Origin of the sequence: Pseudomonas sp. A-RE-22, assembly GCF_019956035.1 — a bacterium.
Classification (GTDB): Bacteria; Pseudomonadota; Gammaproteobacteria; order Pseudomonadales; family Pseudomonadaceae; genus Aquipseudomonas; species Aquipseudomonas brassicacearum.
Genome location: NZ_JAHBCZ010000088.1, coordinates 69354 through 84800 on the forward strand (window position 1 = coordinate 69354; position 15447 = coordinate 84800).

The 15447-nt window shown below is 63.6% G+C and carries 14 protein-coding genes; all 14 read left to right on the forward strand.

Features of this window, described 5'->3' with window-relative positions:
- The first annotated feature begins 2 nt into the window (after nucleotides 1-2).
- The 14 genes from cobN (at nucleotide 3) to KGA89_RS28985 (ending at nucleotide 15355) form a co-directional block, all read left to right on the forward strand.
- A complete protein-coding gene (cobN, locus tag KGA89_RS28920) occupies nucleotides 3-3776 on the forward strand; it encodes a cobaltochelatase subunit CobN (protein WP_223473142.1) in 3774 nt (1257 codons plus the stop codon).
- Nucleotides 3777-3985: 209 nt separating this feature from the next.
- Nucleotides 3986-4984 (forward strand): ATP-binding protein, encoded by a 999-nt coding sequence (locus tag KGA89_RS28925; RefSeq protein ID WP_223473143.1) that lies wholly within the window; start codon nucleotides 3986-3988, stop codon nucleotides 4982-4984.
- A gap of 101 nt (nucleotides 4985-5085) precedes the next feature.
- Nucleotides 5086-5643, forward strand: coding sequence for a vWA domain-containing protein (locus KGA89_RS28930; RefSeq protein WP_028237280.1), 558 nt, complete (start codon nucleotides 5086-5088; stop codon nucleotides 5641-5643).
- Between the two features lie 199 nt (nucleotides 5644-5842).
- The gene (locus KGA89_RS28935) at nucleotides 5843-7489 is read left to right on the forward strand and encodes a phospholipase D-like domain-containing protein (RefSeq protein WP_223473144.1); all 1647 of its coding nucleotides are present in this window, start codon (nucleotides 5843-5845) and stop codon (nucleotides 7487-7489) included.
- Between the two features lie 64 nt (nucleotides 7490-7553).
- The gene (locus tag KGA89_RS28940; RefSeq protein WP_013692712.1) at nucleotides 7554-7802 is read left to right on the forward strand and encodes a type II toxin-antitoxin system Phd/YefM family antitoxin; all 249 of its coding nucleotides are present in this window, start codon (nucleotides 7554-7556) and stop codon (nucleotides 7800-7802) included.
- Between the two features lie 110 nt (nucleotides 7803-7912).
- Entirely contained in the window at nucleotides 7913-8254 is a 342-nt protein-coding gene (locus KGA89_RS28945) for a hypothetical protein (RefSeq protein ID WP_003200220.1), read from the forward strand.
- A gap of 395 nt (nucleotides 8255-8649) precedes the next feature.
- A complete protein-coding gene (locus KGA89_RS28950; RefSeq protein WP_223473145.1) occupies nucleotides 8650-9498 on the forward strand; it encodes a transporter substrate-binding domain-containing protein in 849 nt (282 codons plus the stop codon).
- A gap of 54 nt (nucleotides 9499-9552) precedes the next feature.
- Nucleotides 9553-10215, forward strand: coding sequence for an amino acid ABC transporter permease (locus tag KGA89_RS28955; protein ID WP_223473146.1), 663 nt, complete (start codon nucleotides 9553-9555; stop codon nucleotides 10213-10215).
- Nucleotides 10216-10224: 9 nt separating this feature from the next.
- A complete protein-coding gene (locus tag KGA89_RS28960; RefSeq protein WP_028236639.1) occupies nucleotides 10225-10887 on the forward strand; it encodes an amino acid ABC transporter permease in 663 nt (220 codons plus the stop codon).
- Nucleotides 10884-11705, forward strand: a complete 822-nt coding sequence (locus tag KGA89_RS28965) for an amino acid ABC transporter ATP-binding protein (protein WP_003200230.1) — start codon at nucleotides 10884-10886, stop codon at nucleotides 11703-11705. Before KGA89_RS28960 ends, KGA89_RS28965 begins: the two co-directional genes overlap by 4 nt.
- 26 nt (nucleotides 11706-11731) lie before the next feature.
- Nucleotides 11732-12121 (forward strand): RidA family protein, encoded by a 390-nt coding sequence (locus KGA89_RS28970; RefSeq protein WP_013692714.1) that lies wholly within the window; start codon nucleotides 11732-11734, stop codon nucleotides 12119-12121.
- Between the two features lie 145 nt (nucleotides 12122-12266).
- Nucleotides 12267-13031: an IclR family transcriptional regulator gene (locus KGA89_RS28975; protein ID WP_003200234.1), complete on the forward strand. Its 765-nt coding sequence runs from the start codon at nucleotides 12267-12269 to the stop codon at nucleotides 13029-13031.
- Between the two features lie 40 nt (nucleotides 13032-13071).
- Nucleotides 13072-14289 carry an amino acid deaminase gene (locus KGA89_RS28980; protein ID WP_223473147.1) on the forward strand — a complete coding sequence of 406 codons (1218 nt, stop codon included), beginning with the start codon at nucleotides 13072-13074 and terminating at the stop codon, nucleotides 14287-14289.
- 151 nt (nucleotides 14290-14440) lie between these two features.
- Nucleotides 14441-15355 carry a sugar kinase gene (locus tag KGA89_RS28985; RefSeq protein WP_003200238.1) on the forward strand — a complete coding sequence of 305 codons (915 nt, stop codon included), beginning with the start codon at nucleotides 14441-14443 and terminating at the stop codon, nucleotides 15353-15355.
- The last annotated feature ends 92 nt before the right edge of the window (nucleotides 15356-15447 follow it).

Below are 15447 nucleotides of genomic sequence, written 5' to 3' on the forward strand. Positions count from 1 at the left end.
CCATGCACCTGCTCAGGACCCAGCCCGGCGGTTTCGTGTCGGACGACAACATCGCCGACCTGGGGCAAACCCGCGCCGAACTGGTGATCCTGTGCAGCGGCGACTCCAGCCTGGCGCTGTTGGCCGAAGCGGCGAAGCAGTTGCCGGGTGACTACCCGCAGTTTCGCCTCGCCAACCCGATGCAGGTGCAGAACCACGCCTCGGTGGATCTGTATTTCGAAGACGTGCTGCAACACGCCAAGGTCATCCTGTTGTCGCTGCATGGCGGCATCGGCTATTGGCGCTACGGCATCGAGCGCCTGATGGAACTGGCGGGGCGCGGGGTGAAGCTGATCCTGGTGCCGGGGGATGATCGTCCGGACCCGGAACTCAGCGACCTGAGCAACGTGGCCGTTGAGGACCGCGACCGGCTCTGGCAGTTCTTGCGCCAGGGCGGGCTGGGCAATGCCCTCGACCTGTTTTACAACCTGGGCAGCCAATGGTTCGGCCGCGATTATCCGTGGGCCGAGCCACAGGCCTTGCCACGCACGGCCATCTATCACCCGGCGAAAACCAGCGCCAACCTCGACGATTGGCAAGCCGACTGGCGCGCCGGGCAGCCGGTGGCGGCGGTGCTGTTTTATCGCTCCCACCTGCAAGCGGCGAACACCGCGTTCATCGACGTGTTCTGCCAGCGCCTGCAAGCGGCAGGGCTCAATCCGCTGCCGATTGCCGTGGCAAGCCTCAAGGAACCTGGTTGCCTCGCATTTGTAGAGGACTGGCTGGACGAGGTGCAGGCGGGCGTGATCCTCAACACCACCGGCTTCGCTCAATCCAGCCCCGAAGCTCCGCATTTGCGACCGTTTCGCCGCAACATCCCGGTGATCCAGGCGATCTGCGCCCAGGACAACGAACCCGGCTGGCGGGCCAGCGAGCAGGGCTTGGGACCGCGGGACCTGGCGATGCACATTGCCTTGCCGGAACTGGACGGACGGATCATCAGCCGCCCCATCAGTTTCAAGGACCTGGCCTGGCGCAGCGAGCGCGGCCAGAGCGATGTGGTCTGCTACCGGGCCGCGCCCGAGCGCATGGATTTTGTCGCCGAACTGGCCCGACGCTGGACCATCCTGGCGCGCTTGCCCAATGCCCAGAAGCGTGTGGCGCTGATCCTCGCCAACTACCCGACCCGCGACGGTCGCATCGGCAATGGCGTCGGCCTGGACACCCCGGCGGCGGCCTTGAATATCCTGCGGGCCCTGCAGGCCGAGGGCTATCCGCTGCCGTCCGAACTGCCGGCGAGCGGCACCGCGTTGATCCAGCAATTGCTCGGCGGGGTCAGTAACGACCTGGACAGCCTCGACCTGCGTCCCTGTCACCAGAGCCTGGCCCTCGCCGAGTACCAGGCCTTGTTCGACGCACTGCCCGAAGCCAATCGCCAAGCGGTGCTGGCGCGCTGGGGCTCGCCCGAGCAGGACCCGATGTTCCGCGACGGCCGCCTGATGGTCGCCGGTCTTCGGCTGGGCCTGACCTTCGTCGGCATCCAGCCGGCGCGGGGTTATCAAGTCGATCCGAGTGCGGTGTACCACGATCCGGACCTGGTGCCGCCCCACGGTTACCTGGCGTTTTATTTCTGGTTGCGCCACACCTACGGCGTCCACGGGGTGATTCACGTCGGCAAGCACGGCAACCTCGAATGGCTGCCGGGCAAGGGCGTCGGGCTGTCGGAAAACTGCTGGCCGGACGTGCTGCTGGGGCCGCTGCCGAATATCTATCCGTTCATCGTCAACGACCCGGGTGAGGGCGCCCAGGCCAAGCGTCGTACCCAGGCGGTAATCATCGACCACTTGATGCCGCCGCTGACCAGGGCCGAAACCTATGGGCCACTGCGTAACCTCGAGCTGCTGGCTGACGAGTACTACGAGGCGCAATTGCTCGATCCGCGCCGTGCCCGGGAGCTGCAACGGGACATCCTCAATCTGGTGCGCGAGACCCACATCGACCGCGAACTGCAACTCGATGCCGGGCTCGACAGCGACGCCGACGCGGCGATCTGGCTGCCACGCCTGGACACTTACCTGTGCGACTTGAAGGAGTCGCAGATTCGTGACGGCCTGCACATTTTTGGCGAGTCGCCCAGCGGGCGGCTGCGCATCGACACCTTGCTGGCGTTGCTGCGCATTCCCCGGGGCGACGGCAAAGGCGCGCAGTCGAGTCTGTTGCGGGCGCTGGCCAAGGCGTTCGGGCTGGGTTTCGATCCGCTGGATTGTGCTTTGGCCGAGCCCTGGACTGGCGAGTGTCCCGAGGCGTTGCGTCAGGTCAGCGCCGAGCCTTGGCGCACCACCGGCGATACCCGCGAGCGCCTGGAGCTGTTCGCTGTGCAGTTGATCGAGCAGGCGCTGGACGGTGCGGTGGAGCAGCTCGACGCGCCGGGTTGGGAGGTGGCGGGCAGCATCATTGAAAACCTGCGATCCGTCGTGGCCCCGCGCCTGGACGCTTGCGGCCCGGCGGAAATGCGCGGCCTGCTCGATGCCTTGAACGGGTGCTTCGTGCCGGCCGGCCCCAGCGGCGCGCCGAGCCGCGGGCGCCTCGATGTGTTGCCCACCGGGCGCAACTTCTTCTCGGTGGACGTGCGCAACCTGCCCACCACCACGGCGTGGCGCATCGGTTTCCAATCGGCGAACCTGATCCTTGAACGGCACTTGCAGGACCACGGCGATCACCTGCGTCAGCTCGGCCTGTCAGTGTGGGGCACTGCCACCATGCGTACCGGCGGCGATGACATCGCCCAGGCGATGGCGCTGATGGGCGTGCGTCCGGTGTGGGCCACGGGCAGCCAGCGGGTCGATGACTTCGAGATCCTGCCGCTGAGCCTGCTGGACCGGCCTCGGGTCGATGTCACGCTGCGCGTGTCCGGCTTCTTCCGTGACGCCTTTGCCAACCTGATCCGCTTGTTCGATGCCGCCGTGCAGGCCGTCGCCGCCCTCGATGAGCCGGACGACATGAACCCCTTGGCGGCCAAGGTGCGTGGCGAACGCGAAGCCCTGCTGGCATCGGGTCTTGAGCCGGAAGCCGCGGCGCGCCAGGCCGGCTGGCGGATCTTCGGCGCCAAGCCCGGTGCCTATGGCGCGGGCGTGCAGGGGGCGATTGACGGTCGCTTGTGGCAGAGCCGCGAGGATCTGGCCGAGGTGTACCTGAACTGGGGCGGTTATGCCTACGGTGCCAGCGATGAAGGCACTGCCGCCCGGGAGCAGTTTTCCCGGCGCTTGAGTCAGGTGCAGGCGGTGTTGCAGAACCAGGACAACCGCGAGCACGACCTGCTCGATTCCAACGATTACTACCAGTTCCAGGGCGGCATGCTGGCGGCGGTCGAGACCCTCAGTGGTGATGCTGCGGCCAGTTACCATGGCGATCACAGCCAGCCAGACTTGCCCAGGATCCGCACCCTGAAAGAAGAGCTCAACCGCGTCATCCGTTCCCGCGCAGCGAATCCGAAGTGGATCGACGGCGTGAAGCGTCACGGCTATAAAGGCGCGTTCGAACTGGCGGCGACGGTGGACAACCTGTTTGCCTTCGACGCCACCACCCGGTTGATCGACGATCACCAGTACGCCTTGCTGGCCGATGCCTACCTGCTCGACCCGGACACCCGGGATTTCGTCCGCCAGCACAACCCCGACGCTCTGCGGGACATGACCGAGCGCATGCTCGAAGCGCAGCAGCGGGGGATGTGGCAGGCGCCGGGCGAGTACCGCGAGGCGCTGGAGAATTTGTTGTTGGATATAGAAGAAGATGGCTGACGTGCCTACTCAGCAGGCGAGACACAACCCCTGTGATGGGTTGACCTGTGGCAAAGGGATTTATCTCCACCCTGTGGGAGCAAGGCTTGCCCGCGATGGTCGCGCCGCGGTTTAGCAGCTAAACCGCGTTTTCGTTCATCGCGGGCAAGCCTTGCTCCCACAAGTCCCCTTTTGACATTGACGTTACCGACCACCCTTGAGAATTAGATATGACCCACCCCCCCCATTTCCCGCTCTGCGCCGTGGTCGGCGCCGATGATCTGAAACTGGCCCTGTGCCTGGCCGCGATCGATCCGAAAATCGGCGGTGTGCTGATCGAAGGGCCGCGGGGCATGGCCAAGTCCACACTGGCCCGGGGCCTGGCGGACCTGCTGGCCAGCGGTCAGTTCGTCACCTTGCCCCTCGGTGCTACCGAAGAGCGACTGGTGGGCACCCTGGACCTGGACGCGGCGCTGGGGGAAGGGCGCGCGCAGTTTTCTCCCGGCGTGTTGGCCAAGGCCGATGGTGGCGTTCTGTACGTCGATGAAGTGAACCTGCTGCCCGATCACCTGGTGGACTTGCTGCTCGATGTGGCCGCCAGCGGCATCAACCTCATCGAGCGCGACGGCATTTCCCACCGGCATCCGGCGCGCTTTGTGCTGATCGGCACCATGAATCCGGAAGAGGGCGAACTGCGCCCGCAGTTGCTCGACCGTTTTGGCCTGAACGTCGCCCTCGACGGTCACACCGCACCGACTGAGCGCGGCCAGATCATCCGACGGCGGCTGGATTTCGACAGCGATCCGCAGGCGTTCTGCGCGGCGTGGGAGACGACCCAGGCGCAGTTGCGCGAACGTTGCCAACAGGCACGCGACCGCTTGGCCGGGATCGCCCTGGATGACGCGGCGCTGGCGCAGATCACCGAGCGCTGCTTTGCCGCCGGGGTCGATGGCTTGCGCGCCGACCTGGTCTGGCTGCGGGCGGCCCGGGCCCATGCGGCTTGGCGCGGGGCTGCTGCAATTGCCGATGAAGACATCGATGCGGTCGCCGAGTTTGCCTTGCGGCACCGGCGGCGCGGGCATTCGGCACCGACACCGTCCCAGGCGCCGACCGGCGCGGAAAAAACCACTGAACCCAGCGAGGGCCAGGGCCAGTGGGGTGACCTGCCGGCCCGGGCATTGCCGACCGGTGCTCGGCGTGACGTGCCGAGCTGGCCAAAAAAGCCCTAGGCATTCGCCCCCGTTCGCCAGCGGGGGCGAATGCCAGCCCCCGTGCCGGACGACTCGACCAGGGCCGCCAGGGCCGCAGCAAAGCGGCGGCCAGCGGTGCGGTGAACTGGCCGGGGACGTTGCTCAATGGCCGGCCACGTCTGCGTGAGGACCTGTGCTGGCACGCTCGCCAGCGCTCGCCCCATGAGCTGTGGCTGGTCATTGTCGATGCGTCGGCCTCGACCCGGCGTCATCGCGCCTTGAGTGACGGCAAAGGCCTGCTGGCGCAGTTGTTCGACGACGCCTATCGCCAACGGGCCCGCCTGGGGCTGTTGACGGCCAGCGGTACGCAGCCGAACTGGCAGGTGCAAGGGCTCAAGGCCTCGGCCGGTCTGCGCGACTGGCTCGATGGGCTGGGCGCCGGTGGCGGAACGCCGTTGCTGGCGGCGCTGAACGAGGCCGGGCGCTGGCTGGAGGCCCGACGCAAGCGCTACCCGGCGGAGCAGCAACGGGTCTTGGTGATGACCGATGGGCGAGTCAAGGAGGGGCTTTCACTGCCGTTGCTCGATTGCCCGTGCCTGTTGATCGACATCGAAAGAGGCCCGATTCGCCTGGGCCGGGCCCGGCAGTTGGCGGGGCGGTTGGGGGCGGAGTATCGGCATATCGATGAAACCACTTGAAATGTTCTTTGACTGTGAAGGCCTCATCGCGAGCAAGCTCGCTCCCACATTTGGTTTCGCTGTGCACACATAACTGATGAACACCACAGCCCCTGTGTGTGCGAGCTTGCTCGCGATCAGCATCGCCTCGGTCCCTGATCTGACCACCTAACCCGCATCACTACACTATGCTCAGGCAGCCCCCTCACAGGAGTGAACCATGCGCGTACTCGTCACCAACGCCCAGGACGATTTTCGGGTCAAGGCCTATGCCGGCACCAACGGCGTGCTGCTCGCCATGGACCTGGCGGAATCCCGACGCCAGGGGCTGCTGGGTTTTGCCATCGAGAAGCAGCAGGGGGACAAACCCTGGCTGTTCCTGTTCAACAGCCTGACCTTCCCCGACAAGGCCCACACCTTTCCTCAGTTCCACGCCACCCCCAGCGACAAGGCACCCTTGCAGAAATTTCGCTGGGCCGACTACGCGGTCAACCCCGGCGTGACCATGCACTACCGCGTGCACCTGGCCTACGGCAGCCCCGATGCACCGCAGTTGGGCGAATCCCTGGAGGTCACGGTCACCAGCGACGACGGGCAGCCGGCCAACCAGCGGGTCATCTTCAACCGTGCCGTGGCCGCCAGCCAGGCGTTCCAGCGCAAGTTTCCTGAAGTGGACGCGCTGATCGGCGCCAACAAGCACCTGTCCATCGATGACTGGCCCGACGCCCCGCGTCGCTGGCTGGAGAATGGCCTGTTGGGACGCCTGATCGGTTTTATCGACCGGGCGCTGGATGCCAACTGGGCCCTGGATGTCGCCATTTATGAATACGAACTGCCGGTGATCGTCGACGCGGTGAATGCCGCCCATGCTCGCGGTGCGAAGGTGCGGGTGCTGTATCACGCCGAGCCGGGGGACGACACCACGGCGCGCAACGAAGCCAGCCTCGAGAAAATGCCAGCAGCCAACAAGCGCGGACGAGTTACCCATGACATTTTCCACGACAAGTTCATTGTGCTGAGCAAGGTGGACGGCAACGGCTCATTGCAACCGGAGGCGGTGCTGTGCGGCAGCACCAACTTCACCGCCAACGGTGTCTACCGCCAGGCCAACGTCGTTCATGTGCTGGACGACCCTCGGGTGAGCGGCAGCTACTTCCAGGTGTTCGAGCAAATCTGGGCCGAACCCCAGGACGTCGGTGCCACTCGCCAGTGGCTGACCGACAACAATGCCATGGCTCCACAAGAGGCGTTGTTCGCCGGGTTCTCGCCGCGCACCGGGGAGGGCGACCTGGATCGCTTCGTCGACATCATCAAGGGCGCGCGAAAGGACCTGCTGTTCGTCACCGCCTTTGTGTTGCCCGAGCGCATCCTCGACGCCGTGCTCGGCGCACCCAATGACGACGTGCTGCGCTACGGTCTGCAAAACTCCAAGAGCCGCATCACCGGCTTTCACGCCGATCGCACCGCCGAATTCGCCGCCACCGCGCTGCTCAACACCGGCCTGGAAGGCTGGCTGCGGGAAAACATGAAAGGCCAGAAGGGCAACCTGCTGGTGCACACCAAAGCCATCGTCACCGACTTCACCACCGATACGCCGACCATCATCAGCGGCAGCCACAACCTGAGCGCCGCGGCGAGCAGCGGCAACGACGAGAATTACCTGATCATCCAGGGCAACACCGACCTGGCCGACCGCTACGGGCTGGAGTTGCTGCGTTTCTATGAACATTACCGCTTTCGCTACTTCGCAAAAAAACTCGCCCTCAAGCAGGTCAAGCCACTGGCGGTGGATGACAGCTGGAGTGATGACTATTACCGCGAGGGGGATTTGCGGATGTTGTCCAGGGTGAGGTTTTGCGGGCGCTGACAGTTTTAAGAGTTGTATTAGAACGCTATTGTTTAGCGCCATTCAGTACTCAAGGTCTCATTCCATGACTCGTATCGTGCTTTCTCGAGTTGTAGCCAGCATTTCTGAACTCAAGAAAAATCCGATGGGTACCGTTGCAGCGGGTGAGGGATTATCCGTAGCGATCCTGAATCGTAACGAGCCGGCTTTTTACTGCGTCCCAGCCAGAGAATACGAAGCCATGATGAATCGGCTTGAGGACATGGAGCTTGTCGCTCTGTGTCACGAGCGGGAGAACGATCCATCAATCAAGGTTGCGCTTGATGATTTATGAGCAGAAGTTCCTGTAGAAAACAGGGTTGTTCGAGTTGAGATCTTGCGGGCGTCAGGCGCAGTAGATGATCCAGTGCTAGCATAGGGCCATATATCAGCCTGGAAGCTGCCATGAATCTCTGTCACGGAACGTCCGCTTTACTTCGCGCCTGTGTCGCGATTCTGTTGTTGACCCTGGGCACTTCGGCCCTTGCCGCCAATCAACCGTGTTCCGGGCGCAAGGGCGGTATTGCCGGGTGTGACGGCGATACCTTCCTGTGCAACGACGGCTCCATCAGTGCTTCGAAGAAGTCCTGTTCCGCTGTGCTGGGGCTTCGGAACGAGGCCCGGCCGCAGTCGTTGCTCAAGTCCGCCGACGGTTGCCAATGCGGCAGTGGCAATTACTGCGTCGGCCCCCGGGGCGGGGTCTATTGCCTCACGCCTGGCGGCAGCAAGAGCTACAAGCGCAAATAGCCCAGGCACACCGCCGAACCATTGTGGGAGCGAGTTTGCTCGCGATAGCGTCAGGTCAGTCGCCATCAATATTGACTGATACACCGCCATCGCGAGCAAGCTCGCTCCCACAGGGTATTTTACAAATTCCAGAGTGGCTCCGTTTCGGTGCACCGGGGGCGCCGAATACCCGGCTTGGGGCCTTGTTACCCGTGCGTCGTGGCCCACGGTAGCAACAGTGTTCGCACGCAGATGCCACTGTGCGGGCGCCTGTTTTTCCCATCCCCCTGATTTCCTTAACTTTCCATTTTCCTCACCCACGCGCTGCAAGCCTGTGGCACACTTTCTGCTGTCTATTCCGTTGTTACATACCACGTTCCGGTATAGCGGAATAAACCCATTCTGGAGTGCTTGTCATGCAACGCCGACCTTCCTTGTTCAAAGCGTGTGTTTTTCTCTTCGCGGCCACGACGGCTGCCATGGGGGTCGCTCAGGCGGCCGACAGCAAGCTGGACAGCGTGCTGCAGCGGGGGAAATTGATCGTGGGCACGGGCAGTACCAATGCGCCGTGGCACTTCCAGGGAGCGGATGGCAAGTTGCAGGGCTTTGATATCGATATTGCGCGGATGGTCGCCAAGGGGTTGTTCAACGACCCGGAGAAAGTCGAGTTCGTGGTGCAGTCTTCCGATGCGCGCATACCCAACCTGTTGACCGACAAGGTCGACATGAGCTGCCAGTTCATCACCGTCACCGCCAGCCGCGCCCAGCAAGTGGCGTTCACCCTGCCGTACTACCGCGAAGGCGTGGGCCTGCTGCTGCCGGCCAACAGCAAGTACAAGGAAATCGAAGACCTCAAGGCCGCCGGCGACGGCGTCACCGTGGCGGTGCTGCAGAACGTCTACGCCGAGGAGCTGGTGCACCAGGCGCTGCCCAAGGCCAAGGTCGACCAGTACGACAGCGTCGACCTGATGTACCAGGCAGTGAACTCCGGTCGCGCCGATGCCGCCGCCACCGACCAGTCCTCGGTCAAGTACCTGATGGTGCAGAACCCTGGCCGCTACCGCAGCCCGGTCTATGCCTGGAGCCCGCAAACCTACGCCTGTGCGGTCAAGCGCGGCGACCAGGACTGGCTGAACTTCGTCAACACCACCTTGCATGAAGCCATGACCGGCGTGGAATTCCCCACCTATGCGGCGTCCTTCAAGCAGTGGTTCGGTGTCGAGCTGCCGTCGCCAGCGATCGGTTTCCCCGTCGAATTCAAATGACCCTGTGAGCCCGGGGCGCCACTTGCGGGCGCTCCGTCGAAGGTACTGCCGACCATGAATTATCAGTTGAACTTTGCCGCCGTCTGGCGCGATTTCGACACCCTGCTGGCGGGGCTTGGCCTGGGGCTTTCCCTGGCACTGGTGTCGATCGCCATCGGTTGCGTGATCGGCCTGGCGATGGCGTTCGCGCTGCTGAGCAAACATCGGCTCTTGCGAGTGCTGGCGTCGGTGTATGTGACGGTGATCCGCAATACGCCGATCCTGGTGTTGATCCTGCTGATCTACTTCGCCTTGCCGAGCCTGGGCATCCGCCTGGACAAGCTGCCGTCGTTCGTCATCACCCTCTCGCTGTACGCCGGGGCCTACCTGACCGAAGTGTTTCGCGGCGGACTGTTGAGCATTCACAAGGGACAGCGTGAAGCCGGGCTGGCCATCGGCCTGGGCGAGTGGCAGGTGAAGGCCTACATCACCGTACCGGTGATGCTGCGCAACGTGTTGCCGGCGTTGTCGAACAACTTCATTTCGCTGTTCAAGGACACCTCCCTGGCGGCGGCGATTGCCGTGCCGGAGCTGACCTATTGCGCCCGCAAGATCAACGTGGAGAGCTACCGGGTGATCGAAACCTGGCTGGTGACCACGGCCCTGTATGTCGCGGCCTGTTACCTCATTGCCATGGTGCTGCGTTATTTCGAGCAGCGCCTGGCGATCCGCCGTTAGGAGTGTCCCATGTACGAATCACCCAGTTGGTTGCATGAGTTATGGGTTGCCCGGGACACCCTGTGGGCCGGCTTCCTGACCAGTGTGCAGTGTTCGCTGCTGGCGATTGTGTTGGGCACGTTGATCGGCCTGGTCGCCGGGCTGGTGCTGACCTATGGCCGGACCTGGATGCGCGCGCCGTTTCGCTTCTATGTCGACCTGATTCGCGGCACGCCGGTGTTCGTGCTGGTGCTGGCCTGCTTCTACATGGCTCCGGCCCTGGGCTGGCAGATCGGTGCGTTCCAGGCCGGCGTGCTGGGCTTGACGCTGTTCTGCGGCTCCCACGTGGCCGAGATCGTGCGTGGGGCCTTGCAGGCGTTGCCCCGTGGGCAGATGGAGGCGAGCCAGGCCATCGGCCTGACGTTCTACCAGTCGCTGGGCTATGTGCTGTTGCCCCAGGCGTTGCGGCAGATCTTGCCGACCTGGGTCAATTCCTCCACCGAGATCGTCAAGGCCTCGACCCTGCTGTCGGTGATCGGCGTCGCCGAACTGCTGCTCAGCACCCAGCAGATCATCGCCCGGACGTTCATGACCCTGGAGTTTTACCTGTTCGCCGGGTTTCTCTTTTTCATCATCAATTACGCCATTGAATTGCTCGGGCGGCACATTGAAAAGCGGGTGGCCTTGCCATGACTGACGTTTCGAATCTCTCCAACACGGAGCTTTCCAACACAGAGCTCTCCAACACCCAGCCGCTGCTGGACATTCGCGGCTTGCGCAAACAATACGGCCCGTTGGAAGTGCTCAAGGGCGTGGACCTGAGCATGCAGCGCGGCAACGTAGTCACGCTGATCGGTTCCAGCGGTTCGGGCAAGACCACGCTGCTGCGCTGCGTCAACATGCTGGAAGAGTTCCAGGGCGGGCAGATCATGCTCGACGGCGAATCCATCGGTTACGACGACATCGACGGCAAGCGTGTGCGCCACGCCGAAAAAATCATCGCCCGGCACCGGGCCATGACCGGCATGGCTTTCCAGCAATTCAACCTGTTCCCGCATTTGACCGCGTTGCAGAACGTCACCCTGGGCCTGCTCAAAGTGAAAAAGCTGCCCAAGGACGAGGCCGTGGCCCTGGCCGAGAAATGGCTGGAGCGAGTGGGCCTGTTGGAGCGGCGCGATCACTTTCCCGGCCAGTTGTCCGGCGGGCAGCAGCAGCGCGTGGCAATCGCCCGGGCAATTGCCATGAACCCCAGCCTGATGCTGTTCGACGAAGTGACCTCGGCCCTGGACCCGGAACTGGTCGGCGAGGTGCTGAACGTGATCAAGGGCCTGGCCGAAGACGGCATGACCATGCTGCTGGTGACCCACGAAATGCGCTTTGCCTTCGAGGTCTCCGACAAGATCGTGTTCATGAACCAGGGCCGCATCGAAGAGCAGGGGCCGCCGAAGGAATTGTTCGAACGGCCACAGTCGCCACGGCTGGCAGAATTTCTCAAGAACACGCGTTTTTAATTTTCCATTCAATAAGGAGATAACCCATGAGCATTACGCGCTACGGCACCGGCAGCACCGCAGGTGGCGGTCAGCCTCGGCCATTCGCCCGCGCCGTGGAAGCCGATGGCTGGCTGCACGTGTCCGGCCAGGTGCCGGCGGTGAACGGCGAGATCATTGTCGGCGGGATCGTCGAACAGACCCACCAGACCATGAAGAACCTGGTCGCTATTCTCGAGGAGGCCGGATACGGCCTGGAAGATGTGGTGCGCTGCGGTGTGTGGCTGGAAGACCCGCGGGATTTCTGGAGTTTCAACAAGGTCTTCGGCGAGTACTTCAGCCCGGAACACGCCCCGGCCAGGGCCTGCGTGCAGGCGAGCATGATGGTCGATTGCAAGGTCGAGATCGATTGCGTGGCCTACAAGAAGAAGGCCTGAACCACGGGGGCCTTATCGCGGGCAAGCCTTGCTCCCACAAGGAAACGCATTCTTCCGTGGGAGCATGGCTTGCCCGCGATAGCGATCTATCAGGCGGCGCAGCAGTCTGGTTAAACTCCCGGCCAACTGAATGGGAACCAAAGACATGACCGAAGACACCATCAAACGCCGGGCCCGGGGATTGGATCGGGCGTTCGATATCCTCGATTTCCTCAAGGAAATCGGCCAGCCGCTGCGCCCGAACGATATTGCCAGCGGCATCGGCAGCCCCAAGTCCACGGTCTATGAACTGGTGGCGTCGCTGCTGGAGCGGCGCATCCTCGAGCCGGTGGGCAAGGACGGCCATGTCTACCTGGGCCGCCAGTTGTATTTTCTCGGGCAGGCACACCTGCGGCATTTCGACCTGAGCCGCGAGGCTGACCAGGCCTTGCAGGAGATCGTGCGCCAGACCCGGGAAACGGCGCAGATGTGCCTGCTCAACGGGCGCAAATACACCGTCGCGCTGATGAAGGAAGGCGAGCGGCATTTTCGCATTTCATCGGACATCGGGGAAAACGCGCCGATCCCGTGGACGGCGTCCGGGCGCCTGCTGCTGGCGCATTTGAGTGACCAGCAGATCGTCGACCTGATCGATCCCGACGACTTCATTTTGCCGGACGGCGAGCGCCTGCCCCTGGAGCAATTCCTCAAGGAAATCCGTCAGGCCGGCCTCGATGGGTTTTTCTCCTTCGACAGTGTCGCCGACACCTTCACCCACTGCTTCGCCGCACCGGTCAAAGACCCGAATGGCGTGGCCATCGCCACCCTGTGCATCGTCGCCCCTCGGGCCGACGCCAAGAACAATTACGCCGACTACCGCCGGGTGCTGATCGAAAGCGCCAACCACCTGGCCCGTCGTATCAATGAATAGACAGCAACGGCACTAGCGGCCGTGTGCGAGGAGTTCGAACATGCCTTCCGCCATCCTTAATGCCGGCGTCGAGAAGGGCGCCGCCACCGTCGGCGCCCACCTGCTACGGGACGTCAGCCTGCCGGCGCTGGTGCTGCATCGCGCGGCGCTGGAGCACAACATCCGCTGGATGCAGGATTTCGTCAGCAGCAGCGGTGCCGAACTGGCGCCCCACGGCAAGACCAGCATGACCCCGGCATTGTTTCGCCGGCAACTGGACGCAGGCGCCTGGGGCCTGACCCTCGCCAGCGCCGTGCAGACCCGTGCCGCTTACGCCCATGGCGTGCGCCGGGTGTTGATGGCCAACCAATTGGTGGGCACGCCGAACATGGCGCTGATTGCCGATTTGCTCGCCGACCCGGCGTTCGAATTCCACTGCCTGGTCGATCATCCGGACAACGTCGCTGCCTTGGGCGCTTACTTCGCCTCGCGCGGAGTACGGCTCAATGTGATGATCGAGTACGGCGTGGTCGGCGGTCGTTGTGGCTGCCGGACAGAGGCCGAGGTCTTGGCCCTGGCCGAGGCGATCCAGGCGCAACCGGCGCTGGCGTTGACCGGCATCGAAGGCTACGAAGGGGTGATCCATGGTGACCACGCCATCAGTGGCATTCGTGCGTTCGCGGCGTCCCTGGTGCGGCTGGCGGTGCAGTTGCAGGACAACCGCGCGTTCGCCATCGACAAACCGATCATCACCGCCTCGGGGTCGGCCTGGTACGACCTGATCGCCGAATCCTTCGAAGCCCAGAATGCCCACGGGCGTTTCCTCAGCGTGCTGCGTCCCGGCAGCTACGTGGCCCATGACCATGGCATCTACAAGGAAGCGCAGTGCTGCGTGCTGGAGCGTCGCAGCGATTTGCACGAAGGCCTGCGCCCGGCGCTGGAAGTCTGGGCCCATGTGCAATCGCTGCCGGAGCCGGGTTTCGCGGTGATCGCCCTGGGCAAGCGCGACGTGGCCTACGACGCTGGCTTGCCGGTGCCGCTCAAGCGCTACCAGCCCGGTTCGGACACGGTGGCGGGTGACGATGTGAGTGGCTGCAAGGTGACGGCGGTGATGGACCAACATGCGTTCATGAGTGTGGCGGCGGGGGTTGAGTTGCGTGTGGGCGACATCATTTCGTTTGGTACTTCACACCCGTGCCTGACGTTCGACAAGTGGCGGGTGGGGTGCCTGGTGGATGAGCAGTTGCGGGTGGTCGAGAGCATGGAGACTTGTTTCTAAGGCTTGAGACCGAGTTGCGGCTATCGCGAGCAAGCTCGCTCCCACACTGGATTGTTGTGAATACAGAATTTGTGATCGCCATGATCCCCCTGTGGGAGCGAGCTTGCTCGCGATAGCGGCCTGCCAGACACCACCAAATCCAGGATCATCCATGAGCAACCCCAAACCCCGCATCGCCCTGATCGGCGAATGCATGATCGAACTGCAACAACGCGCCGACGGCAGCCTGCTGCAAAGCTTCGGCGGCGACACCCTGAATACGGCGGTGTACCTGGCCCGCGCCTTGGGCGACAGGGGCGCGGTGGATTACGTCACCGCCTTGGGCGACGACAGTTTCAGCGATGCCATGTGTGAAAACTGGGCCGCCGAGAACATCGGGCTGCAACGGGTCCAGCGCTTGCCTGGACGTCTGCCGGGCTTGTATTGCATCCAGACCGATGCGGCAGGTGAGCGGCGATTCCTGTACTGGCGCAACGAGGCGGCGGTGCGCGATTGTTTTACCACCCCGGCCGCCGGGCCGATCCTGGCCGCGTTGCTGGATTACGATGTGCTGTATTTCAGCGGCGTCACCCTGGCGGTGCTCGGCGAGCAGGGGCGTGGCAAACTCATCGAAACCCTGGTCGAAGCGCGTCGGCGCGGGGCGCTGGTGGTGTTCGACAATAACTTCCGGCCCCGGCTCTGGGGCTCGATCGAAGCGGCACGGGCGGCGTATCGCAGCGTCTTGCCCTATGTGGAGTTGGCGCTGCTGACCGTAGAGGACGAGCAGGCATTGTTCGGTCATGCCGACAGCGAAGCGGTGTTCGCCGCCTATGCGCAGCTTGGCACGCCCGAGGTGGTACTCAAGCGCGGTGCCGAGGCCTGCCTGATTCGTTGCGACGGCCAGTCTTATGAAGTACCTGCCCTGAGGGTCGAGCGCGTCGTCGACACCACGGCGGCGGGGGACTCCTTCAGCGCCGCGTACCTGGCGAATCGTTTGCTGGGCGGCAGCCCGGTGGAAGCGGCCGAGGCAGGGCACCTGTTGGCGAGCCGGGTGATCCAGGTGCCGGGGGCGTTGATGCCCAGATAGAGGAGGCACAGAACCTGTGGGAGCGAGCTTGCTCGCGATAGCGGTGTGTCAGTCGACATGGATACCGGCTGGTCCGACGCTATCGCGAGCAA

Bases quoted from the DNA above. Each gene is read 5' to 3' on its own strand.
- KGA89_RS28975 (WP_003200234.1), top strand. From the start codon at position 12,267: ATGACCGAAGACACCATCAAACGCCGGGCCCGGGGATTGGATCGGGCG.
- KGA89_RS28925 (WP_223473143.1), top strand. From the start codon at position 3,986: ATGACCCACCCCCCCCATTTCCCGCTCTGCGCCGTGGTCGGCGCCGAT.
- cobN (WP_223473142.1), top strand. From the start codon at position 3: ATGCACCTGCTCAGGACCCAGCCCGGCGGTTTCGTGTCGGACGACAAC.
- KGA89_RS28980 (WP_223473147.1), top strand. From the start codon at position 13,072: ATGCCTTCCGCCATCCTTAATGCCGGCGTCGAGAAGGGCGCCGCCACC.
- KGA89_RS28950 (WP_223473145.1), top strand. From the start codon at position 8,650: ATGCAACGCCGACCTTCCTTGTTCAAAGCGTGTGTTTTTCTCTTCGCG.
- KGA89_RS28985 (WP_003200238.1), top strand. From the start codon at position 14,441: ATGAGCAACCCCAAACCCCGCATCGCCCTGATCGGCGAATGCATGATC.
- KGA89_RS28965 (WP_003200230.1), top strand. From the start codon at position 10,884: ATGACTGACGTTTCGAATCTCTCCAACACGGAGCTTTCCAACACAGAG.
- KGA89_RS28935 (WP_223473144.1), top strand. From the start codon at position 5,843: ATGCGCGTACTCGTCACCAACGCCCAGGACGATTTTCGGGTCAAGGCC.
- KGA89_RS28955 (WP_223473146.1), top strand. From the start codon at position 9,553: ATGAATTATCAGTTGAACTTTGCCGCCGTCTGGCGCGATTTCGACACC.
- KGA89_RS28940 (WP_013692712.1), top strand. From the start codon at position 7,554: ATGACTCGTATCGTGCTTTCTCGAGTTGTAGCCAGCATTTCTGAACTC.
- KGA89_RS28945 (WP_003200220.1), top strand. From the start codon at position 7,913: ATGAATCTCTGTCACGGAACGTCCGCTTTACTTCGCGCCTGTGTCGCG.
- KGA89_RS28970 (WP_013692714.1), top strand. From the start codon at position 11,732: ATGAGCATTACGCGCTACGGCACCGGCAGCACCGCAGGTGGCGGTCAG.
- KGA89_RS28960 (WP_028236639.1), top strand. From the start codon at position 10,225: ATGTACGAATCACCCAGTTGGTTGCATGAGTTATGGGTTGCCCGGGAC.